Origin of the sequence: Cupriavidus sp. SHE (genome assembly GCF_000812445.1) — a bacterium.
GTDB classification, from domain to species: domain Bacteria; phylum Pseudomonadota; class Gammaproteobacteria; order Burkholderiales; family Burkholderiaceae; genus Cupriavidus; species Cupriavidus metallidurans.
Genome location: NZ_JWMB01000074.1, coordinates 1 through 20,518, shown reverse-complemented (window position 1 = coordinate 20,518; position 20,518 = coordinate 1). Strand labels below are relative to the sequence as shown.

General features: G+C 62.0%; 17 protein-coding genes and 4 pseudogenes. 8 read left to right on the top strand and 13 right to left on the bottom strand.

The genetic code is table 11. From position 1 onward, the window contains the following. Positions 1 to 68: 68 nt before the first annotated feature. Positions 69 to 1,007 (bottom strand): LysR family transcriptional regulator, encoded by a 939-nt coding sequence (locus RN01_RS29805; protein WP_017513873.1) that lies wholly within the window; start codon positions 1,005 to 1,007, stop codon positions 69 to 71. Between the two features lie 211 nt (positions 1,008 to 1,218). Between RN01_RS29805 and RN01_RS29800 the strand changes: the two genes are divergently transcribed. From RN01_RS29800 to RN01_RS33450, 3 genes and pseudogenes are all read left to right on the top strand, one after another. Next, positions 1,219 to 2,340, top strand: coding sequence for a M20 aminoacylase family protein (locus RN01_RS29800; RefSeq protein ID WP_017513872.1), 1,122 nt, complete (start codon positions 1,219 to 1,221; stop codon positions 2,338 to 2,340). 61 nt (positions 2,341 to 2,401) lie between these two features. Continuing rightward, positions 2,402 to 3,727: an MFS transporter gene (locus tag RN01_RS29795; RefSeq protein ID WP_024569802.1), complete on the top strand. Its 1,326-nt coding sequence runs from the start codon at positions 2,402 to 2,404 to the stop codon at positions 3,725 to 3,727. Between the two features lie 64 nt (positions 3,728 to 3,791). Beyond that, positions 3,792 to 3,977: pseudogene (locus tag RN01_RS33450) on the top strand (ion channel); the annotation flags it as partial. On the opposite strand, the pseudogene RN01_RS34790 reads toward RN01_RS33450, so the two are convergent. The 3 genes and pseudogenes from RN01_RS34790 to RN01_RS29780 all read right to left on the bottom strand — a co-directional run. Then, positions 3,976 to 4,281 (bottom strand): annotated as a pseudogene (locus RN01_RS34790) (isochorismatase hydrolase); the annotation flags it as partial. The pseudogenes RN01_RS33450 and RN01_RS34790 sit on opposite strands and share 2 nt — an antisense overlap. Further along, a complete protein-coding gene (locus RN01_RS29785) occupies positions 4,281 to 5,162 on the bottom strand; it encodes a pirin family protein (protein ID WP_017515787.1) in 882 nt (293 codons plus the stop codon). The pseudogene RN01_RS34790 and the gene RN01_RS29785, both read right to left, overlap by 1 nt. 185 nt (positions 5,163 to 5,347) lie before the next feature. Continuing rightward, positions 5,348 to 6,253, bottom strand: coding sequence for a LysR family transcriptional regulator (locus RN01_RS29780; protein ID WP_024569804.1), 906 nt, complete (start codon positions 6,251 to 6,253; stop codon positions 5,348 to 5,350). A 172-nt stretch (positions 6,254 to 6,425) separates the two neighbouring features. On the opposite strand from RN01_RS29780, the gene RN01_RS29775 reads away from it, so the two are divergent. Further along, on the top strand, positions 6,426 to 7,397 hold the full coding sequence (locus RN01_RS29775; protein ID WP_017513364.1) for a LysR family transcriptional regulator: 972 nt from the start codon (positions 6,426 to 6,428) through the stop codon (positions 7,395 to 7,397). 8 nt (positions 7,398 to 7,405) lie between these two features. Here the strand turns inward: RN01_RS29775 and aceE are convergent, their stop codons facing one another. Then, the gene (aceE, locus tag RN01_RS29770; RefSeq protein ID WP_029700183.1) at positions 7,406 to 10,084 is read right to left on the bottom strand and encodes a pyruvate dehydrogenase (acetyl-transferring), homodimeric type; all 2,679 of its coding nucleotides are present in this window, start codon (positions 10,082 to 10,084) and stop codon (positions 7,406 to 7,408) included. A 192-nt stretch (positions 10,085 to 10,276) separates the two neighbouring features. Next, a complete protein-coding gene (locus RN01_RS29765) occupies positions 10,277 to 10,522 on the bottom strand; it encodes a hypothetical protein (RefSeq protein ID WP_017513362.1) in 246 nt (81 codons plus the stop codon). Between the two features lie 255 nt (positions 10,523 to 10,777). Between RN01_RS29765 and RN01_RS29760 the strand changes: the two genes are divergently transcribed. Then, positions 10,778 to 11,389 carry a TetR/AcrR family transcriptional regulator gene (locus RN01_RS29760; RefSeq protein WP_017513361.1) on the top strand — a complete coding sequence of 204 codons (612 nt, stop codon included), beginning with the start codon at positions 10,778 to 10,780 and terminating at the stop codon, positions 11,387 to 11,389. A gap of 5 nt (positions 11,390 to 11,394) precedes the next feature. Here RN01_RS29760 and RN01_RS29755 read toward each other — a convergent pair whose 3' ends face one another. After that, positions 11,395 to 11,694, bottom strand: a complete 300-nt coding sequence (locus RN01_RS29755; RefSeq protein WP_017513360.1) for a putative quinol monooxygenase — start codon at positions 11,692 to 11,694, stop codon at positions 11,395 to 11,397. 233 nt (positions 11,695 to 11,927) lie between these two features. Here RN01_RS29755 and RN01_RS29750 point away from each other — a divergent pair, with 233 nt between their 5' ends. From RN01_RS29750 to RN01_RS29740, 3 genes and pseudogenes are all read left to right on the top strand, one after another. Then, the gene (locus tag RN01_RS29750) at positions 11,928 to 12,569 is read left to right on the top strand and encodes a hydrolase (protein WP_011518759.1); all 642 of its coding nucleotides are present in this window, start codon (positions 11,928 to 11,930) and stop codon (positions 12,567 to 12,569) included. Between the two features lie 172 nt (positions 12,570 to 12,741). Beyond that, a pseudogene (leuD, locus tag RN01_RS29745) lies at positions 12,742 to 13,287 on the top strand (3-isopropylmalate dehydratase small subunit); the annotation flags it as partial. A 58-nt stretch (positions 13,288 to 13,345) separates the two neighbouring features. Beyond that, positions 13,346 to 14,371: a tripartite tricarboxylate transporter substrate binding protein gene (locus tag RN01_RS29740; protein WP_024569807.1), complete on the top strand. Its 1,026-nt coding sequence runs from the start codon at positions 13,346 to 13,348 to the stop codon at positions 14,369 to 14,371. Positions 14,372 to 14,422: 51 nt separating this feature from the next. Here RN01_RS29740 and RN01_RS29735 read toward each other — a convergent pair whose 3' ends face one another. The 6 genes and pseudogenes from RN01_RS29735 to RN01_RS29710 form a co-directional block, all read right to left on the bottom strand. Further along, a complete protein-coding gene (locus RN01_RS29735; protein ID WP_017515500.1) occupies positions 14,423 to 15,316 on the bottom strand; it encodes an HlyD family secretion protein in 894 nt (297 codons plus the stop codon). Further along, the gene (locus tag RN01_RS29730; protein WP_017515499.1) at positions 15,316 to 15,516 is read right to left on the bottom strand and encodes a DUF1656 domain-containing protein; all 201 of its coding nucleotides are present in this window, start codon (positions 15,514 to 15,516) and stop codon (positions 15,316 to 15,318) included. Before RN01_RS29730 ends, RN01_RS29735 begins: the two co-directional genes overlap by 1 nt. Before the next feature lie 20 nt (positions 15,517 to 15,536). Further along, entirely contained in the window at positions 15,537 to 16,988 is a 1,452-nt protein-coding gene (locus tag RN01_RS29725) for an efflux transporter outer membrane subunit (protein ID WP_024569809.1), read from the bottom strand. 7 nt (positions 16,989 to 16,995) lie between these two features. Then, positions 16,996 to 19,182, bottom strand: coding sequence for an FUSC family protein (locus tag RN01_RS29720; RefSeq protein ID WP_017514937.1), 2,187 nt, complete (start codon positions 19,180 to 19,182; stop codon positions 16,996 to 16,998). 8 nt (positions 19,183 to 19,190) lie between these two features. Continuing rightward, positions 19,191 to 19,577, bottom strand: a complete 387-nt coding sequence (locus RN01_RS29715) for a DoxX family protein (protein WP_017514938.1) — start codon at positions 19,575 to 19,577, stop codon at positions 19,191 to 19,193. Positions 19,578 to 20,231: 654 nt separating this feature from the next. After that, positions 20,232 to 20,420 (bottom strand): annotated as a pseudogene (locus tag RN01_RS29710) (zinc-binding dehydrogenase); the annotation flags it as partial. Between the last annotated feature and the right edge of the window lie 98 nt (positions 20,421 to 20,518).

Genomic DNA, 20,518 nt, shown 5'->3' with positions numbered 1-20,518 from the left:
AGCCGGGCGATGTCAGGCAATTGACGGCGTCTCCCTTCAGCCGTGAGGATCCTTCAGTGGCACTCCCATCAGAAGAGTACGTCCAGCAAGTCAAACAATTCGGCATCGCCCCGGGCCGCGGACCGTGACCGCCGGCGGACTTCCTCCAGCAAGCACTCCACGAAGCACTGCGCGGCGTTGCTGCGCATGGTGTTGCGCCGACCGATGATGCCCAGACGGCTGGTCTCGAACTGCTCGGAAATTCGCACCGGCTGCACCCAGCCTCGCATGGCATCGCACACCAGCAAGGGCTTGGGGCAATAACTGAGCATCCCGACATGGCGGATCAACTCGACAAGCAGCGCAATCGAATGGGCGCAATGCAGCCGGCTTGCTGCGATATTTGCGCCATGCTGCCAGAACAGGTTCTGCATGAAGGTGTCGTAGCTGGCGGTCGTATAGTTGACGGTCCAATCGCATTCGACCAGTTCATGCAGCGACTTCGCGCCTGCGCATGGGTGCCCTTGACGGGCGATCACGCAGGACCCGTAGCCGAGTAGTGGCTCGCATTCGAACTCCTGCGTTGGCATGGCGGCGGTGAACGGGCCAATGGCAAAGTCGAGCATCCCTTCCCTCAGCCTTGGTAGCGCGACCGCAGTCAGACCCTCAAAAATCTCCACCTGTACTTCCGGCATGCGCTGCCGGAACAGCAGCAGCACTCGCGGCAGGAATGTGAGCATGATCCAGGGTGTCACGCTGATCGACAGCCTGCCCACACGCTCCCCCCGCAGCACGGCGAGATCGTCATTCGCGCGCGCGAGCTGTCCGACCACCAACCGCGCATGCCCCAGCAGGCGCTGTCCGGCTTCGGTCAGCGCCACACCGCTAGCGGTGCGCAGCAGCAACGGCAACATCACTTCCAGTTCCAGTTCGCGCAAGGCCTTGGTCACGGCTGCCTGTGACAGCCCTTCGAGGCGCGCTGCCGCTCGAATACTGCCGGCGTCCGCCACTGCGACAAGCGCTTGCATCTGATGGAGTTTCATGGGGCTTGGGCGCGCCGTGCACGGCCTTGAAAAGGAAATGCCAGTGTAGTGCAGCCGACAACCAATGGTTGTCATGACCATGACTTTGCCACTGCCGGAGCCCTGCACGGCTGCGTAAGATCGTCCGGCATTCCCCTTGGAGACAGCCCATGCAAGCCGACGCCGTACTCCCCGGCTTCGTGCCATCGAGCAAGAGATGGTGACACTGCGCCATCGTATCCACGCCCATCCCGAACTCGGTTTCGAGGAATTCGCCACCAGCGATCTCGTGGCGGAGTGCCTGCAGGCCTGGGGCTACGCCGTACACCGCGGCCTGGGCGGCACCGGCGTGGTCGGTACGCTCCGGCATGGCAATGGAAGCACCATCGGCCTGCGCGCGGACATGGATGCCCTGCCCATACATGAAGCCACTGGCCTGTCCTATGCCAGCACAATCGACGGCAAGATGCACGCCTGTGGTCACGACGGCCACACTGCCACCCTGCTGGCGGCGGCAAAGTATCTGGCACAGCACAAGCCGTTCTCCGGCACCGTGCACCTCATCTTCCAACCCGCGGAAGAAGGCATGGGTGGTGCGCTCGAAATGATGAAGGACGGCCTGTTCGAGCGGTTTCCGTGCGATGCGGTATTCGCTCTGCACAACATGCCGGGATTTCCCGTCGGCAGCTTCGGCTTTCTCCCCGGGCCGTTCATGGCGTCGTCCGATACGGTGACGATCCGCGTTCACGGTCGCGGCGGTCATGGCGCTGTGCCTCACAAGGCGGTGGACCCGGTGGTGGTATGCGCGTCGATGGTGCTGGCCCTTCAAACGGTGGTGGCCCGCAACGTCGATCCGCTCGACATGGCCATCGTGACCGTTGGCGCTATCCAGGCTGGCCAGGCACCCAACGTCATACCGGACAAAGCCGAGATGCGCCTCTCGGTACGGGCGCTGAAGGCCGAAGTGCGCGATTTGCTGCAGACGCGGATCACCGCTCTGGCGCATGCACAGGCCGAGAGTTTCGGGGCCCGCGCCGAAGTCGATTACCACCGCCGCTATCCGGTGCTGGTCAACCACTCCGGGCAAACCGAGTTGGCGCGTTCGGTAGCACGTGACTGGTTCGGCGAGGATGCGCTGATTCCCGACATGAAGCCGCTGACCGGCAGCGAGGACTTCGCCTTCCTGCTCGAGGCATGCCCCGGCTGTTACCTGATCATCGGCAACGGCGACGGCGAGGGAGGGTGCATGGTCCACAACCCTGGCTACGACTTCAACGATGCTTGCTTGCCGCTGGGCGCGACGTACTGGGTGAAGCTGGTCGAACGCTTCCTGGCCTGATCGCGGCACCCCATCACACGACCGGGCCAAAGCCCGGCGGTATCCCCAAGGAGACTGCAAGATGACCGCACCCACTAGCGCGCATGTGGCTGCCGCCCCCGTGGCCGCCGTTGGCGAGCGCCGCGCCGCCCCAGGCCGACGTGCCATTGCCGCCATCACGCTCGGCAACGGCCTGGAGTTCTACGACTTCACCGTCTACAGCTTCTTTGCCGTGCTGATCGGCAAGCTGTTCTTTCCGGTGGGGGGGACGATGGGCCAGCTCATGCTTTCATTGGCCACGTTCGGTGTCGGCTTCATCGCCCGGCCACTCGGCGGCGTCCTGGTCGGGCTGTATGCCGACCGGGCCGGCCGCAAGCCCGCCATGGCGCTCACCTTGTGGATGATGGGCCTGGGTTCGGCCCTGTTCGTCGCGGCGCCGACCTACGCGCAGGCCGGCTGGCTTGCGCCCGCGCTGATCGTGGTTGCCCGGCTGGTACAGGGTTTCGCGGTGGGCGGTGAGCTAGGTGCGTCCAGCGCGATGCTGATGGAGTATGCCGACGACGATTCGCGGGGCTACTTCGGAAGCTGGCAGCTTTTCAGTCAGGGTGCCAGCGTACTGTTGGGTGCCTTGATCGGACTGACGCTGACCAACACCCTGTCACCGGAAGCCCTCGAAAGCTGGGGTTGGCGCATCCCTTTCGCGATCGGCATCCTGGTGATTCCCGTTGGTCTCTATATCCGCCGGCATCTCGATGAAACCGGCGTCGTGCAGGAGGACGGCGCGCCGAGGCAGGAGCACGCCGGCCTGTGCGAGATCTTCACCCGTTATTGGCGCATGGTGGTGGCCGGAGTACTGATCACCATCGGTGGCACCTCGGCCACCTATATCGTTCTGCACTACATGACCAGCTACGCCATCTCGGTGCTGAAGATCCCGGCCGGGGTCAGCATGGCGGCAGGCTGTGTGGGCGCACTGGTGCAGGTGGCGCTGTCTGCGTACGCGGGCAGGTTGTCGGACCGGATCGGACGCAAACCGCTTATCCTCTGGTCGCGTATCGCGATGCTGGTCGCGATCTACCCGGGCTTCCTGCTGCTCAATGCTCAGCCGACCCTGCCCGTGCTGCTGGGCGTTGTCGCCGCGCTGTCACTGATGCTGGTGCTGAACGTCGTGCCGTCAGTGGTAATGCTCTCCGAACTGTTTCCGCGGCGCATCCGTGCGACTGGCATGTCGATCGTGTACTGCATTGGCGTGCTGGTGTTTGGTGGTTTCGCGCAGTTCCTGGCCACCTGGTTGATCGCCGTGACCGGCAATGCGAATGCCCCCGCGCTATATGTGATCGGTTGTGGCATCGTATCGCTGGTGGGCTTGGCCATGGTCGCGGAAACGGCTGGCAAGCGACTGAACTGAGCGACCGCGATCCAGGAGGCAGCGCCTCTGGCGTCAAGCGACGTGCAAAGCGTTGTCTTATTGCGATCGCCCGAGCATCGCAGCGAGCAGCCTGTTCGCGGTTCTCAGCATCGGTTCGCTACCTATCTACGGGGTGTTCGGGCCGCTCTACCTAGGCGCAGAGTTCGCGCCCCCGATTCACGACCTCTCGACGGCCATCTACTTCTCGATCGTCTCAATGTCGACTGTTGGGTTTGGTGATTGCATGCCGAGTCCAGGGCTCCGCCATCCTTCTGCACGCACTGCGCCTTCATGTAGGTTTCGATAAGCAACGGCTTGGCCGGGAAAATCCTGGTGTAGATCTCTGCCCATTGCTGCGCGTCGTCGCGATGCCAAGTGCGCTGCCGTTCGGAAGCGATGGCTGCTATATCCATCGGTACGACGCTCGCCTGCACCACGCGAGCCAGCGTGATTCTGTGGGCCATTTTCGAGTACGTGCCCGAGGCGTCCACCACCGCAACGACCTTGTAGCCGTCAGCGCCTGCGTTGATGGACGGGAAGGCCATGCACACGCTCAGGCACTTGTGGTCTGCTGGGCAACCGTGCCGAATCGGCCGCCGTTGAGGTCGGTAAACGCCTGGAGGATCTCATCCTGGCTGTTCATCACGAAAGGTCCATAGCCGATGATCGGCTCGTCGATCGGTTCGCCGGCCAGCAGGATCAGGACCGCATCGGTGCTGGCTTCCATCGACACATCTTCGCCGGCACGATCCAGCAGCACCATCTGCGCTTCGCCAACTACCGTGCCGACATTGACGCGCACCGTACCGCGCAGCACGATCAGTGCGGCGTTCCATCCGGATGGGATCGGTAGCTCGCTGACGCCACCCTGGTTCAGGCGCATGTCCCATACGTTCATCGGCGTGAAGGTATGTGCGGGGCCGACCTTGCCCTCGTACTGGCCAGCGATGACGCGGACCGTGCCGGCATCATCACGAAGCGGCACGACGGGAATGTCGGCATCGACGATGGCCTGGTAGCCGGGCGCCGTCATCTTGTGCCTGGCGGGAAGGTTCACCCAGAGCTGAACCATTTCCAGGGGCCCGCCGGTGCGAGTGAAGGCCTCGGAGTGAAACTCTTCATGCAGAATGCCGCCGCCGGCCGTCATCCATTGCACATCGCCAGGACCGATCACGCCGCCCTGGCCGGTTGAGTCGCGATGCGCGACTTCACCCTTGTAGACAATGGTCACGGTTTCGAAGCCTCGGTGCGGGTGGACGCCGACGCCTCGCGGCTGCTGGCCCGGACTGAAATCGGCAGGGCCCGCGTAGTCAAGCAAGAGGAAAGGGCTGAGCCGTTTGCCATGGCTCTGATAGGAAAACATCGAGCGCACAGGGAAGCCGTCGCCCACCCAGTGAGGACGTGGTGCGCTGTAGACACCGAGTACTCTCTTCATTGCAATCTCCAGTTTCGCGGCGGTGCCGCGCAATTACAGGAAGAGTAGGTGTCTCGCACTCAGATCAGTAGATCCCGGATCTGCATCTCAGCGTCCTATGACGCGGACGATGAGGGTGCGGCGGGCTGGCGGCGTCATGGCCACAGGCGGGCTCCATGCTCGGTGCGGCTGTTTGAATCTCTGGTCTAGTCTTCTTCCATTTTTTCGAATCGTTCGGCGAGGTAGTCAATCAGCATTCTGACGCCGGGCAGCAAGCCGCGCCGCGAGGGAAAAACCGCATGAAGAATTTCGCGCCGAGGCGCCCAGTCGGGTAGCAAGCGGACGAGGGAACCATCCGTCAGTTGGTCACGCACCATCATCACCGGCAACTGACAGACGCCTACACCCGCCACTGCCGCATTGCGCAAGGCAATCATGTCACCAGTCACCAAACGTGGACGGTGATGGATCGTGGCCTGTACGCCGTCGGGCCCGTACAGGTGCCACGTGTGATCCTGCTGGGGAGTCCCGATGGCCAGGCTGGGCCAGTCCGAAAGTTCGGCGGGGGCAGGCGGCATGCCATGGGCTTGGGCAAGCGCGGGGCTGGCAACAAGGCACTGGCTGCGCTCGGCCAGTACGCGGATGACCAAGTCGCTGTCCTGGAGCGGAGGCGGGCGCACGCGGATGGCTAAATCGATGGCCTCTGCAACGGGATCGACCCGCCGGTTGGTGGCCTCTAAATGAACGGTCAACAGGGGATGCCGTGCCATGAACTCGCTGAGAATCGTTCCGACATGGACCTGGAGGAGTGCCACCGGGCAAGTCATGCGCAGGGTGCCCCGTGGTTCGGCCTGTATGACCTCGATAGCCTCCTGCGCGGCTTCTGCCTGCATCAGCATGGCCTTGCAGTGCTCGTAGTAGACGCGGCCGATTTCGGTGACGGCGAACTGGCGGGTCGAGCGCTGTATCAGCCGCACGCCCAGGCGTTCCTCCAACATGGCGATACGGCGGCTCAGCTTGGATTTTGGCATGCCCAATGCCCGTCCTGCCGGGGCGAATCCACCATGCTCCACAGACTGCGCGAAGTAGTAGAGATCGTTCAGGTCTTGCATGGACATGTCTGGTTGTTCAATTTATGGGACTCTGCCGATCATTTTCGATATCTACAGCCGGCGTCGTCCCAATACTAAGCTGTAGGCATCCATGCAGCAAATGGCCATCGCGGATTGCAACCCTTACAAGGCCACTAGCAGGCATGTCCATGCTGTGATCGGGGAGCAACAGATGTCATTACGTACGGAAGAGATCGAGGCCTATCTGCGGGTCGTCGAGCTAGGGGGAATCAGCGCAGCCGCGCGGCATATGGGGTTATCCAAATCCGTTGTCAGCAAGCGCATCAGCGATCTGGAGCGGGAACTCGGCGCATCGTTGCTCCAGCGCTCTTCGCGTCGCATGCAGCCCTCCGAGAGCGGCCGGTATTTCTATGAGCAGGCGCGCGCAGCCATGAGTCAGCTTACCCAAGCCGCGCAGAGTGTCTCGGAGGCGGCGCAGGAAGTCTGTGGCGAACTGCGCATCCTGGCGCCCATGAGCTTTGGTACACGCTGGTTGTCGCCGCTCATTGCGGAATTCGGCCGCGCCAACCCACGGCTGCGGCTGAGTCTCGAACTGGACGACCGGTTGGTCGATCTGGCCTACGGTGGGTACGACGTGGCTATCCGCATTACGCGGCTGCGCGACAGCGACCTCATCGCGCGCAAGCTTGCGCCCAGTCGCCGCGTGGTGTGTTGCAGCCCGGACTATGCGGCGCGCGCCGGACTTCCCCGGACCGTCGAGGATATCGGCCACCATGCCTGCCTGTCATACAGCAATTCCTTGCCGGGCCAAATCTGGACCTTCCAGCCGGACGCGCATGACGAAGCGCCGAAGACCATCACGCCGCGGGGCATCTACACGGCCAACAACGGCGAGGTGCTGCGTGATGCCGTGCTGGCCGGCCATGGCTTGGCCGTGTTGCCACGCTTCATCGTCTGGGAAGACCTGCGGGCGGGTCGGCTGATCGAGGTTCAGCCAGGGGCCACGCCGGTGGAGGATGGCATCTTTGCCGTCTATCCCCGTAACGCATTCGGTTCGGCCAAGCTCAAGGCCCTCGTGCAGTTCCTGCAGGCTTCGCTTTCGCAGCCGCCGTGGGAAGTTCCCGGCGCGTCGATGGAAAGCGCCGAAGTGGTACCCCTGTATGCGGAGGCGCCCAAACGTTGAAATTGGGCTCAGGCGCGCAAAGGGTAGGGCTTCTCCGGATCGATGCCGTACTTGGCGATGGCCTGGCTCAGTACGCCGCGCTCCAGCGTGCCTTCATCCACCAGTGCCTTCAGGGCCGCCAGTGTGATCCAGCGGCGGTCCACCTCGAAGAAATCACGAAGCTGTTCGCGAGTATCCGAGCGGCCATAGCCGTCAGTACCCAGCACTGTGTACGCACGCGGCACGAACGGACGGATCTGTTCGGCCAGCGCCCGCACATAGTCGGTGGCGGCGATAACCGGGCCACGCGTATCGGCCAGGCAGTGTTCCACATGCGATGCGCGCGGCGCTTCGTCAGGGTGCAGCAGGTTCCAGCGTATGACTTCGTTGCCCTGGCGTGCCAGCTCGGTGAAGCTGGGACAACCCCACAGGTCGGCCTGCACGCCCCAGTCCTGCTCCAGCATGGCTGACGCCGCAATGACTTCGCGGAAGATCGTGCCGGCGCCCAGCAACTGCACGCGGGGGGCTTCGCCGTTGCTTGTGCGGCGGAATGCGTACATGCCCTTAAGAATGTCTTGCTCCGCGCCCTCGGGCATCGCCGGATGCTCGTAGTTCTCGTTCATCACGGTGATGTAGTAGTAGACGTCTTCCTGCATCTGCAGCATGCGGCGCAGGCCGTCCTGGATGATGACCGCGAGTTCGAAGGCGAACGTGGGGTCGTAGCAGACGCAGTTGGGGATGGTGCCACCCCAGACCAGGCTGTGGCCGTCTTCATGCTGCAGGCCTTCGCCGTTGAGCGTGGTGCGCCCCGCTGTGCCGCCCAGTAGGAAGCCGCGCGCGCGCTGGTCGCCGGCAGCCCAGGCCAGATCGCCAAAGCGCTGGAAACCGAAGATCGAATAGAAGATGAAGAAGGGGATCATCGGCTCGCCATGCGTGCTGTACGACGTGGCCGCGGCAATCCAGTCCGCCATGGCGCCGGCTTCGTTGATCCCTTCCTGGAGGATCTGGCCGTCCTTGGATTCCTTGTAGAAACTCAATTGCGACGCGTCCTGCGGCGTATAGGTCTGGCCCTGCTGCGACCAGATGCCGATCTGGCGGAACAGGCCCTCCATCCCGAACGTGCGCGACTCGTCCGAGACAATCGGCACGATGCGCTTGCCGAGCGCCTTGTCACGTAGCAACGTATTGAGGATGCGCACGAAGCTCATGGCGGTGGAGAACTCACGTCCTTCGCCGCTCGCCTTGAGTTGCCCATCAAATGCCGACAATGGCGGTACCGGCAGTTCAGGCCCCGTGCGGCGGCGCGATGGGAGGTAGCCCCCAAGGGCCTGTCTGCGCTGATGCAGATAGGTGTGTTCGGGCGATCCTTCCTCGAATTTCAGGTAGCTGAGATCGGCGAGTTGCTCGTCGGTGAGTGGCAGGCCGAAGCGGTCGCGGAACTGTCCCAGCGTTTCCACGCGCATATGCTTTTGCTGGTGGGTGATGTTCTGGGCCTCGCCCGCCTCGCCCATGCCATAGCCCTTGATAGTCTTGGCCAGGATCACGGTGGGCTGGCCGGTGTGGTGCGCCGCGGCGTGGTATGCGGCGTAGACCTTGTGTGGATCATGGCCGCCGCGATTGAGTTGCCAGATGTCGTCGTCGGACCAATCCGCCACCAGCGCCTTGAGGGCTGGGGAGTTGAAGAAATGTTCGCGCACGTAGGCGCCATCTTTGGACTTGAAGGTCTGGTAGTCACCATCGACGCAGGCCATCATCCGTTGCGCCAGGATGCCGTTCTTGTCGCGAGCCAGCAGGGCGTCCCACTTACTGCCCCATACGACCTTGATCACATTCCAGCCGGCGCCGCGGAACTCGGATTCCAGTTCCTGAATGATCTTGCCATTGCCGCGCACGGGGCCGTCCAGGCGTTGGAGGTTGCAGTTGATGACGAACACCAGGTTGTCGAGTTGTTCGCGCCCGGCCATGCCCAGCGCGCCGCGGGATTCGGGCTCGTCCATTTCGCCGTCGCCGCAGAATACCCAGACCTTGCGTGCGCGATGGTCGCCGAAGCCGCGATCCTGCAGGTATTTCATGAAGCGGGCCTGATAGATGCCCATGATCGGGCCCAGGCCCATCGACACGGTCGGGAACTGCCAGAAGTCCGGCATCAGCCAGGGATGCGGGTAGGAAGAGATACCTTGACCGCCGACTTCCTGGCGAAACTTGTCCATCTGGGCCTCGCTGAGCCTACCCTCCAGGAAGGCGCGGGCATAGAAGCCGGGCGCTGAGTGGCCCTGGAAAAACACCAGATCGCCGCCGTGCTGTGCGGACGGAGCGTGCCAGAAGTGGTTGAAGCCGACTTCATATAACGTCGCCGCCGAGGCAAAGCTGGCGATATGTCCACCGACGTTCGTATCGCGTCCCGCGCGCAAAACCATCGCGATGGCATTCCATCGGATAAATGAACGAATACGGTGCTCCAGTCCCTGGTCGCCGGCACTGTGCGCCTGATTGTCGAGCGGGATCGTATTCACGTAGGCCGTATTGGCGCTGAACGGCAGGTAGATGCCGGCGTCATGCGCGCGCCGGATCAACTGTTCAATAAGGAAATGCGCGCGCTCGGGGCCTTCGTGGGCGATGACACCTTCCAGCGCGTCCAGCCATTCACGGGTTTCCTGAGTATCGATGTCGTTGTCGCTGGCGGACGAGATGGGCATCACTGGCGCCATGGTGATCTCCTGTCGGCCCGGTAGGGGCAAGCGGCGCGGAACCGGCCGCAGTGAAGGGAATATGCGAGGGGGAAAAGACTAGCACCGCGAAGCAGTATGGATAAGGCGCACCGCGGCAAACATGCTGTTCGGCTCAGGGAAACACCACCCCTAAGGGTAAGGGGCGGCGCTCTGGCATTCGATGATGCGCGATCAGGCGCCGTCGGTGAAGACGTCGACAGTTCTGATCGCGCCATCCGTGTATGGGTCTGCCTTGCGAACAGCAAGCGTGCGGAACTGTTCCTCGACAAGTGGCTGCGAAGTGTTTCGTACGGCGATTTGCGCTTGTGTGGCACTCGCGCGGCCGCCGTCGGTGAAGGGATCCGGCTTGCGAGGCGCTGCGTGCGCGCTGGACGTCGCGACTAGGAGGGCGGTGGTAGCTAGGAAGATGGCTTTCATGGTTGGGACTCCAATATCGGGTTGAAAGAGGACTTCGTTGAGCGAGGTCAACGGCACTGCCGACGGATGCAATATAACATAACCGTACCGTATGGTACTGTTTGTTTGTGCGGTGTGACATAGGTGCCGTTATGTGTCGCAAACAGCCGCCTTTGGTAGACTGCGCCGTCCTTCATCCATATGGTCCCGACTCTTCCTGTGAAAGCCACTTCGTCGCCAACGCTGAAATCGCCCGCTTCGGTAGAGAAGCCCGCCATGCGCATTACGCGCCGGGGAGAAGCCAAGCGTGCCGCGATCCTGGAAACCGCAGCAATGCTGTTCCTGGCACGTGGCTATGATGGCGTCAGCCTGGACGAGATCGTGAAGGCGTGTGGGGGGTCAAAGACCAACGTCTATAGCTATTTCGGCGGCAAGGACGGTCTGTTTGTCGCCGTGGTCGAGGCGCTTTGCGATCGCTTCCTGGCAAAGGTGGAGAAGCTTGAGCCGTCGCGCACCAATACAGCCAATGGCCTACGGGACCTTGCAAATCGTTTTCTGGAGTCGTTACTGGAGGAGAGCCATCTGGCGTTCCTGCGACTGATCATCGCGGAAGCGCGGCGCTTCCCGGAGATTGGCCAAGTCTGGTACGCACGAGGGCCGCTCGCCACCTGCCAATACGTGGCTGGGTATCTGGCTCGACAGCAGTCGACCGGCACGAAGCTGAACGCCACGCCCGAGGTGGCTGCGCAACTCTTCCACAGCATGGTGATTGCCGGTGTCCTGCACCGTACACTGGCCACCGGCGAGCACCCGGGAGAGGCGCAAATTGACACGTTGGTCAAATCTGCGATTGACCTGATCGTGGCAAAGTCGTCCGCCGCAGGGTAGGGCAACTAATCCAGGCGCTTCATACGGTAGGAAACTTCAATCCGCTCCACAGCGTCGCTGCCTTCTTCCTGAAAGCGGCGAATATGCTCGGTCTGCGTGTGGTGAACCTCTTGGGCGCGCGGACTATCCCAATGCTCGACAAAGACAAAGCGCCTTGGATCGTCCTGCTGCACGAACAACTCATACCGCAGGTTGCCCGTGTCTCTGCGCGAGGGCTCCACTACGGCCCTGAGCTTGTCGCGTAGCTCCGATTCTCTGCCCGCTTTCGCGTACAGCACCACAAGCACAAAGAGATCCTCGTCCATGCCAGCTCTCCGCCCTTTCATGCGACATCGCTACAGGGCAGGCTAGGCAACGAACGTACCAATCGCAAGCGCTTCTTCAGGCTGTTCGGCTGCATCGAACGGCGGGTTCTGTGGCTGGCTATCACGCTATAGCCCGGTCTCACATATGCTGCAAGGGCTCGCAGCAACTCCATATGGACAAGTGGCACCAGTGCCGTATGGCGAGCGTTTACCAATTTTTCTTGGAGGCTATTATGGCCAGCGAACCCATCCGCGACCCACTCAAAGACCATCTGCTTACACCGCAGAACGCAGCCTTCGTTGTCATTGACTATCAGCCAGTGCAGGTGAACTCGATTGCCTCGATGGACCGGCAACTGCTGATCAACAACATCGTTGGTTCGGCGAAGGCAGCGATTGCTTACAAGCTGCCGATCATCCATTCGACTGTGAACGTGAAGACCGGCCTCAACAAGCCGCCCATTCCACAGCTCGCGAAAGTGCTGAAGGACTATCCCACCTACGATCGCACGACCATCAATTCCTGGGAGGATGTTGAGTTCCGCGCAGCCGTAAAGGCAACCGGCCGCAAGAAGCTCATCATGACTGCGCTATGGACTGAGGCCTGCCTGACGTTCCCTGCGCTCGACGCGCTGGCCGAAGGCTTCGAAGTCTATGTGGTGGTTGATGCAGTTGGCGGTACATCCGGAGCCGCGCATGAGGCAGCGCTGCGTCGCATCGAGCAGGCCGGCGGAAAAATGATCAGCGTGGCCCAGTTGTTTTGCGAACTGCAGCGCGACTGGTCGCGCGCGGAGACCGTACCCGCCTTCATCAACCTGTTTATCGAGACGGGTGGCACGGCCGGCATCCAGTTCTCATACGACCGCACCGAGTAAGTGCTAGCAGGAGCCGCGGCTGAAGCGCCGCTCCATTCCTGCATGTAGCCTCGACCCGTTGGCATGCGTCCGCGTGACTGCCGCGGACATAGCCCTTCGCCTGTTTCTTTGACAGGCTTTTTTTTGCATAACGGTACCGTACGGTACGGAATATCTTTACTTGCATCGATAATCCATCCAGCGCAGCGGATTCGGTCCGTATCTGTTCGACGAGTGGCGCTATCTCGACCATGGCGAGCCGGGGCAGGACTGTTCGCAGCGGCCGCGCAATCCTGACTTCGTGCTTAACCAGCCGCGATACCAAGGTGCTTCGGTGCTGTTGGTGCGCGAAAATTTCGGTTGCGGATCGTCGCGTGAGCATGCGCCATGGGCCCTTGAAGACTTCGGGCTACGCGCGCTGATCGCCCCCAGCTTTGCGGACATCTTCTACAACAACTGCATGAAGAATGGCCTGCTGCCGATCGTGCTGGAGGCTAACGTCGTTGACAGGCTTTTTGCAGAGGTCGACGCCACGCCTGGATACCGCCTGCATGTCGATCTGGCAACACAACTGGTGACGACACCCTCGGGCGACGCCATTTCTTTTTCGATGGATCCATTCAAGAAGCACTGCGTGCTGAACGGCTTGGATGACATCGGGCTGGCGCTGCAGCACGAGGAGGCGATCCGTCGCTACGAGCTGAACAGAATCAGGCACGAGCCCTGGCTGTTCCTATGAGCGGGCGCAAGCCACTCTTATCCCACACCCACATTTACAAGAAATCAGGAGACACCATATGCATGCCCATCGTACGACCGCGAGGTTTTCTGCTGCTGCCATCCTTCTCTCGTCCCGCTGGACGGGGCGTTTTGCAATGCTCGGCACGGCTTGGCTGTTGGGTGGCGGCGTTGCCCAGGCTCAGACATACCCCACGCAGACGATCCGTCTGATCGTGCCTTACGCGCCGGGTGGCACCACCGACATCATCGCCCGCCAACTGGCGCACCGTATGTCGGAGAAGCTAGGCCAGCAGGTCATCGTCGAAAACAAAAGTGGCGCCAATACCGCCATCGGAGCGGACCTGGTGGCCCGCTCCAAGCCCGACGGGTACACGCTGCTGCTGACCAACGACGCGACATTTGTGCTCAATCCGGTGGTCCTGCCTGGCCTGACGTATAACGTCTCGCGTGACTTTATTCCGGTCGCGACGATTGGCTATGTGCCTCTGGTGATGGCCGTCCCGGCTAGCCTGCCGGTCAACTCCATGAAAGCGCTAACGGCCTACGCAAAAGACCGGCCCCACGCGCTCAGCTATGGTTCGTTCGGCAATGGCAGCCAGCCGCATCTGATGGGCGAGCTGTTCAACAAGCTGGCAGGAACCGATCTCACCCATGTCCCGTACAAAGGTTCGGCTCCGGCCGTGAGCGATGTCATTGGCGGCCAGATTCTGTTCACGTTCCCCGCGTTGCCAACGATCCAAGGCTTCCTGGATGCCGGCAAGCTCAAGGTGTTGGCCGTCAGCGGGGAAAAGCGCACGCAGGCATTGCCAGACGTGCCGACGTTCACCGAGGCCGGCTTCGGCGAGATGAACATCTCTGCGGTCTACGGTGTTCTGGGTCCGGCAAAGCTGCCGAAGCCGGTGGTGGCCAAACTGAACGCGACGATCCTGGAGATCCTCAATGATCGGGATTTCGTCGAGACAAAATTCGCGGCGCAAGGCATGGTGCCCATGCGGCTCACCTCCGAGCAGTTCGCCCGCTATATTGAGGACCAGACCCGGAAAACCACGCGGATCGCCGCGCTGGCAGGTCTAAAGAACTGAGTAAGTCGCCTGCCGGCCCCGGGAACAGCGGGCGGCGTCGCGTTGACGGTCCTACGGGTTGCCCGGCTGCACCGTGATCGTGCACGTTGTCCCCATCGCGAGCGGCAGTCCGGCAGGCTCTTCGTCGAGGTGTATTCGCACCGGGACGCGCTGCGCCAGCCGGATCCAGGTGAACACCGGATTCACATCGGCGAGCAGGTTTGCGCCGGTGGGGTTGTCCCGGTCGGCGATGCCTCGCGCGAGGCTCTCCACGTGTCCTCCCAACGAGGGTCCACCGGACATCAGACGGATCTCCACTTTCGCACCGACCTGCACGTTGGCCAGCTTGGTTTCTTCAAAGTACCCATAGACCCAATAGGAATGCTTGTCGATCACCGCCATTCGCGCGGTGCCCGCGCTTACATAGTCCCCGGCATACAGGTTGAGGTTGGTCACGTAGCCGTCCGCCGGCGAGCGTACTTCGCTGCGTTGCAGGTTCAGCCTGGCTGTGTCCACCGCTGCCAGGCTGGCCTGGTAGTTGGCCAGGGCCTGCTTCTCCTGAGCGCTGACATCTTCGCGGCTTTCGACGGAGATCACCGAACTGTCCAGATCGCGCCGGCGCATGGCTTGCTGATGTCGCATGTCGAGTTCCGCCTTTCGCGCCTGGGCCTGTGCCTCGGCCTGTGCAAGTGCCTGGCGGAATCGTTCCTGATCGATGACGAAGAGCAGGTCGCCCTTGCGTATCTCCTGGTTGTCGCGCACGGCCACACGGGCCACCAGTCCGGAGACATCCGCGGCAATGTTGATCACTTCGGCACGTACCCGTCCGTCGCGGGTCCAGGGCGAGTACATGTAGTGGGCCCAAAGGCTATAACCCAGGGCAATGGCAGCCGTAGCCAACAGACAGGTTGCCAGGACGCGGAGCAGGGATTGGAGATTGAGTTTCATGTGGCGGTTCTGGCGCATCAGTCCCAAAGCAGGAGTCCAATGCCGCTGAAAAGGCAGGCAAATAGCGCGACCCGGAACAGGGCCGGATGCCATACCAGCCGATACATTCCGGCGCGTGCCAGCAGGTGGTCAAATATCCAGTACAGCACGCCGCAAGCCAGGAACACCGGCAGCAGCGACGGCATCAGCACCGAGAAGAAGGCAATTTCGCGTGGCATGGCAGTGGTTCCGGTTTGGGTCAGTCTTGATCCATTGCGGCGTCGAATCCCCCGCCCAGGGCCTGCATCAGGCGCGCCCAGGTGTCCAGCCGCGCGGCCTGCACCAGTGCCAAGGCTTGCTGCTGCCGTCTGAGTTCACTTTCGGTGGCGAGTACGTTCAGGTAATCGGTGAAGCCGCCCCGGTAACCTTTCTCGGCTAGCTCATACGCGCGCTGCGCAGATTTCAGCGATGCCTCGATTTCCTGCTGTTGGTCCCCAAGCGAACGCAGCGAGATCACCTCATCTGCCACGCTCTGGAAGGCGGCAAGGACAGTCTTGTTGTAGGTCTCCACCGCCAAGTCATAGCTGGCAGTGGCCACGCCGTAGTTTCCCTGTCTTCGTCCGCCATCGAACAGAGGCAGCGAGATAGCCGCGCCGACGTTGTGGCCCACTGCGTCGCGGCTGACAAAGGTAAAGAAATTACCGAATGCGGCCGAAGCCAGCCCGATGCTCGCCACCAGGTCAATGTTCGGATAAAAGTCGGCCTTTGCGGCTTTGATGCCGTGCGCCGTGGCTTCGACGCGCCAACGCTGCGCCACCACATCGGGACGGTGCCCGACGAGTTCGGCCGGTAGTGAGGACGGCACTGCTACCGGCGTCTCCAGCAGTAGATGGGGGCGAAGGAGCCTCTCGCCCGCGCCGGGGCCCTGGCCGCTGAGGATGGCAATCTGGTTCTTCGCCAGCGTGACTTGCCGCTCGGACTGCTGCACTTGCGCGAGCAGCGCAGGAATCTGCGTCTGTGCCTGGCTTACCTCCAGTTCGCTAGCAAGGCCGCGGCTGGCGCGCTTGTGCACGATGTCATAGATATTGCGCTGACGCACGAGGTTTGCCTGGTTTACGTCGAGCAAGGCGTACTGCAGCGCCAGATCCACATAGGCCCTCACAACGGACGTTTCCAGGTTGATCTGGACTGCGCGGGCCTCTGCGGCCGTCGCCTGGACGCCGTCCAGCGCGGCCTGAAGGATGGCGCGGTTGCGGCCCCACAGGTCCAGGTCGTAGGCGAGATCGACACTGACATGGTTGTTCCACGTGGTATGGCCGCCGATGGGCTGCGGGGTGGCCAGGCGCGGAAAGCGCGTGCGGCCGAAGGCTCCGCCCGTGCTTATGCCAGGTTCAGTCGCCGCGCCGGCTATGCGCGCTGCGCTCTCGGCCAATTGGCTACGGGCCAGTGCAATGCGCATATCAGGATTGCCGCCAACAGATTGCGCCACCAGCGCATCCAGGTTGGGGTCCCCCATGCGTTTCCACCAGGCTAGTTGTGGCCAGCCTGCATCGCGCTGGGTGGCGCGCAACGCCGTTCCGGGGTCAACGCTGGCAGCATCGATGAGCGTGGACGCTGGAGCGATCCCGCCCGTATCGGCGCAGCCGGCCAACGCCAGGGCAGCCGCGCAGCAGCAGGAAACAAGACGGGCGGTGGGGGCAGCGAATACCATGGACAACTCAAACAGGGTGCGTAGCCGCTCCTGCGAGCGAGTCGACAAGCGGAAATGCGCTGTCCAGCAGGGTAAGTCGGATGACATGCAACTGGGCACGCACTCGGGCCGGGCCGGCTGTGAGCGCACCGGACGCACCGCCAGCCCAGTCCACGGACGCTGCTGTTTCATTGATAACCTGATCGATCGCACTGAGCGCCTGCTCCAGGGCTTGAGTCGAAGGATTCCGGAACAAGCCGGAGATGGCCGCTAGCAACAGGTCCTGCTGCTCTTGCCACGGTCCCGGCATGACATGCCGCAACACGGCTTCCCGTATGTCGATCACAGCCAGGCCGATCTCTAGCGTGGCGAAGGACCAGTTCAACAGCGTCTCCCGACTGAACCTGCCGCTACCCGCCCGCGTGCCGGCATACTGGACGAAGTCGCGGATACTGCTTTCGAAGGTGAGGCGCAGGCCCCTCAGGGAGCCATAGCAGACCCTCGAGGCCACGAGCGCACGCAACTGGCGCAAGTACCGATCAGCCAACCAGCGGCTGCCGCTGGGCACGATGGTGGCGAACGCCAGTGAAGCCATTCCGATGCCCATCAGTGTTGCGAGGCCGGCGTCCAGATAGCCCACTGGGTTGTAGAGCGCAGGGTTTGTCAGGTTCGTCAGAAAGCAAAAGTAGATGCCGAATCCAAGTCCGATAGTTGCAGTCGCCGGGAAGGTTCCTAGATAGCTGCCTGCAAGGATGATCGGCGCCAGGCAGACTGCCAGCAGCGGGAAACCGTCGACCCGCGGCAAGATGACAAAGTTGAATGCCATGCCAGCCACCCAGGCCGTCAGGCAACCGATCAGCATGTGCCTGGCAACGGTGGTGGGTTGCGGCATGACCGAGTAGAGGGCAATGGCGATGGTCGCCGCGATAAGCGCGGAGCCGCCATTGTTCCAGCCCGAGGCGATCCAAAGCCACGAGCAGGCCACGGTGGCAACAGCAGCGCGCACGCCGGATGCGATGGCAAATGCGCGATTGGCAGAGTTCGGCAGCTTGTCGGGACGGTTATCGCTGGTGGGCGCTGTGCCGGGGAAATGTTGTGAGCGTATGGCGATAAAGTTGCCGGTGAACGCAAGCAGGTCGGCCATGCCGTCTTCGAAGAAGAGTGCACCAGCAGAAAAGCGGTCGCGCGTGGCGGGCGAAGCGTCCGACAAGGAAGTTCTTGTGGACATGATGTGCGCCGGCAGTTCGGCCCGAAGGGTCTGCAGGCCCGCATGAAGATCGTGGACTTGTGCCAGGCTCAGGCGGGTACCTGGCTCAGCGTTCGGCAGGATGGCAAGCAGACGCTCGAACAATGCGTGGAGCGCCGCTCCGGCACGATGATCCGCCACCTTCGCGACGCGCGCCTGCAGTTGGTGAATGCTGTGGAACCGCGCGACGGCATCCAGGAAATCGTGGTTCAGGCGGATCATCAGGGCGTTGTTCGCCCGCATCTCCGGATCCTCGAATACGGTAGCGCTCCGCAGGCTCTCTAGCTGGGCCCGCTCGCCCATCAGGCGAAGGTGGGCTAACCCAAGAGCGTCCCCGGACTCACCCCCGCCAACGGCCTGTCGGATAAAGCCGATGAAGCTTGTCAGATGTTGGCGCCCCGCGCCGAGCAGCATCGCCTTCACTCGTTGTGGAAAGACCAGGCCGCTCACCAGGCCCGCGCAGAGGATCCCCACCGACACCTCGCTGAGGCTGACAACCACGTTGTCAAAGATGGCGTAGGGATTGCTGATCGAAGGCACCGCGGCTATGCAGGTGGCATAGCCCGACAGCACAAAGCCGTAAGACTGGTAGTTGCGATAGTAGGCTGCGCCAGCCACGCACAGGCCGATCCAGACGGACAGGCCGGCAAAGAACAACACCCGCTCTTGTGGAAAGGCATGGAACAGCATCAAGGCCGCCGAGTTGCCCACGAGCATGCCCGCAGCGCGGTAGAAACCCCTGGCAAGCACCATGCCGCTGTGCTGATGCATCATCAGAATCACCACCGAAACCATGGCGGTGCGCGGTGCTGATAACTCCAGTCGCATACTTAGCCAAGTGGCCATGAGCACGGCTAGCGCGGTCTTGGCGGCATGGAGCCAGCGGCCGGCATCGGCTTGCCAGTATGCACGCAATGCACTGGTCAGTCTGTCCGTCGCCACGTCTGCCCGAAGCGCTTCTGCTTCCATGTCGGAACCTAGGGAAGCAGCACAAATCTTCCGGGCCCAGCACCCATCAGCAGGGCGAAACCTCCAATGATGCTGATGTGTTCCAGGAACCCGGTGAACATGAGCGTACGCTGCGCACCCTCCTGGTTCCAGAAATCATAGAAGAGCACCGCCGTCGCTAGCGTGAATAGCGCCAGCAAGAGCGACGCCGTCGTGGTCTGGAATCCTGCCATGATGGCCAGCCCACAAATGAGCTGGACGGCAATCGTAGCGGACAGCGCTAGTTGCGGGAACGGCAGGTTGCGCGATTTGACCTCGTCCAGCCCATGACTGAAGAAAAGGAGCTTGTTGGCGCCACTAAGCACGTACATAACCGCAATGAACAGTCGGCCGGCAAAAAGGTAGTAGTCAGACACGCGAGTCTCCGGAAAAGTCTGCCTGTTCCGCTCGGCGCGAGCGCGGCAAGCTTGTGCAGGATAGGCGAGACCATCTGTTCAGTGTGAGAGGCGGAGGCAGAACTCGCTGTTCGATGTGGTAGAACGCATGGGTCGCCTTGTCCTATGCAAGGCGAGACTGGGATTCGGCTCAGACGGCGGGCTTGGCCGGCTCGAGGAGCGATAGCCTTGTGCCCCGCCACCCCGGCGCGTTAGGAGTCTCACGGCGAGGTCAAACCAACCAATTCATCTGCTCCTCGGCCCGTTCTTGAGACACGCGGCGAGCTTCTTTCCGCGGCTGTTGAAAGGAGTACCTCAAGGACCAGTATCGGTATGTGGATTCAATGGATCGGTGCAACACCTCCATGTCGCGGCCGTCCCTGAACGACCCTTTGTGGCCTTTTGCAATATTGGCGAACAAAAGGCCGTTTCCGAGTGTGCGCCGGACGTTGCGCGATAGCGGTCGATCAGTGTCTGTAGAACACGCCAGCGAAACTCTGGGGAAGGCCGACCCTTTACCGATGGGCCGGCGCGACCATAGACCTACTCGATCAGTAATAGGTCGCACCGCTATCGCGATGCAGATGCTCGACGTTGCTTGCGGTACCGTGGTACCAGGGAAGGGCTGGAAAACGGTTATGGAGCGCTGCGCGCCGCTTGGGTAGTCAGCACAATTTTGCCGATGTGCGTGCCTGAGTCCATCAGCGCATGCGCGCGGCGCGCATCGCCGAGATCGAAGGTCTTATACATAACCGGCTTCACCGCGCCGCGCCGAATGTGCGGAAAAACAGATTGTTCGAGATCCTCGATCAACACCGCTTTTTCCGTAAGCGCTCAATTGACGACGTCTGGTATTGAAGGCTGAACGTTGGCAGGCTAGCGTCCGCAAAGACTTTGCGGACGCAAACATGATCCAAGACGAG

What these genes read in the sequence shown, in the direction of transcription:
- RN01_RS29725 (WP_024569809.1), bottom strand. Translation starts at nt 16,988, where the DNA reads ATGGTATTCGCTGCCCCCACCGCCCGTCTTGTTTCCTGCTGCTGCGCG.
- RN01_RS29760 (WP_017513361.1), top strand. Translation starts at nt 10,778, where the DNA reads ATGCGCATTACGCGCCGGGGAGAAGCCAAGCGTGCCGCGATCCTGGAA.
- RN01_RS29750 (WP_011518759.1), top strand. Translation starts at nt 11,928, where the DNA reads ATGGCCAGCGAACCCATCCGCGACCCACTCAAAGACCATCTGCTTACA.
- RN01_RS29740 (WP_024569807.1), top strand. Translation starts at nt 13,346, where the DNA reads ATGCATGCCCATCGTACGACCGCGAGGTTTTCTGCTGCTGCCATCCTT.
- RN01_RS29785 (WP_017515787.1), bottom strand. Translation starts at nt 5,162, where the DNA reads ATGAAGAGAGTACTCGGTGTCTACAGCGCACCACGTCCTCACTGGGTG.
- RN01_RS29795 (WP_024569802.1), top strand. Translation starts at nt 2,402, where the DNA reads ATGACCGCACCCACTAGCGCGCATGTGGCTGCCGCCCCCGTGGCCGCC.
- aceE (WP_029700183.1), bottom strand. Translation starts at nt 10,084, where the DNA reads ATGGCGCCAGTGATGCCCATCTCGTCCGCCAGCGACAACGACATCGAT.
- RN01_RS29780 (WP_024569804.1), bottom strand. Translation starts at nt 6,253, where the DNA reads ATGCAAGACCTGAACGATCTCTACTACTTCGCGCAGTCTGTGGAGCAT.
- RN01_RS29735 (WP_017515500.1), bottom strand. Translation starts at nt 15,316, where the DNA reads ATGCGCCAGAACCGCCACATGAAACTCAATCTCCAATCCCTGCTCCGC.
- RN01_RS29730 (WP_017515499.1), bottom strand. Translation starts at nt 15,516, where the DNA reads ATGCCACGCGAAATTGCCTTCTTCTCGGTGCTGATGCCGTCGCTGCTG.
- RN01_RS29755 (WP_017513360.1), bottom strand. Translation starts at nt 11,694, where the DNA reads ATGGACGAGGATCTCTTTGTGCTTGTGGTGCTGTACGCGAAAGCGGGC.
- RN01_RS29720 (WP_017514937.1), bottom strand. Translation starts at nt 19,182, where the DNA reads ATGGAAGCAGAAGCGCTTCGGGCAGACGTGGCGACGGACAGACTGACC.
- RN01_RS29765 (WP_017513362.1), bottom strand. Translation starts at nt 10,522, where the DNA reads ATGAAAGCCATCTTCCTAGCTACCACCGCCCTCCTAGTCGCGACGTCC.
- RN01_RS29775 (WP_017513364.1), top strand. Translation starts at nt 6,426, where the DNA reads ATGTCATTACGTACGGAAGAGATCGAGGCCTATCTGCGGGTCGTCGAG.
- RN01_RS29800 (WP_017513872.1), top strand. Translation starts at nt 1,219, where the DNA reads ATGGTGACACTGCGCCATCGTATCCACGCCCATCCCGAACTCGGTTTC.
- RN01_RS29805 (WP_017513873.1), bottom strand. Translation starts at nt 1,007, where the DNA reads ATGCAAGCGCTTGTCGCAGTGGCGGACGCCGGCAGTATTCGAGCGGCA.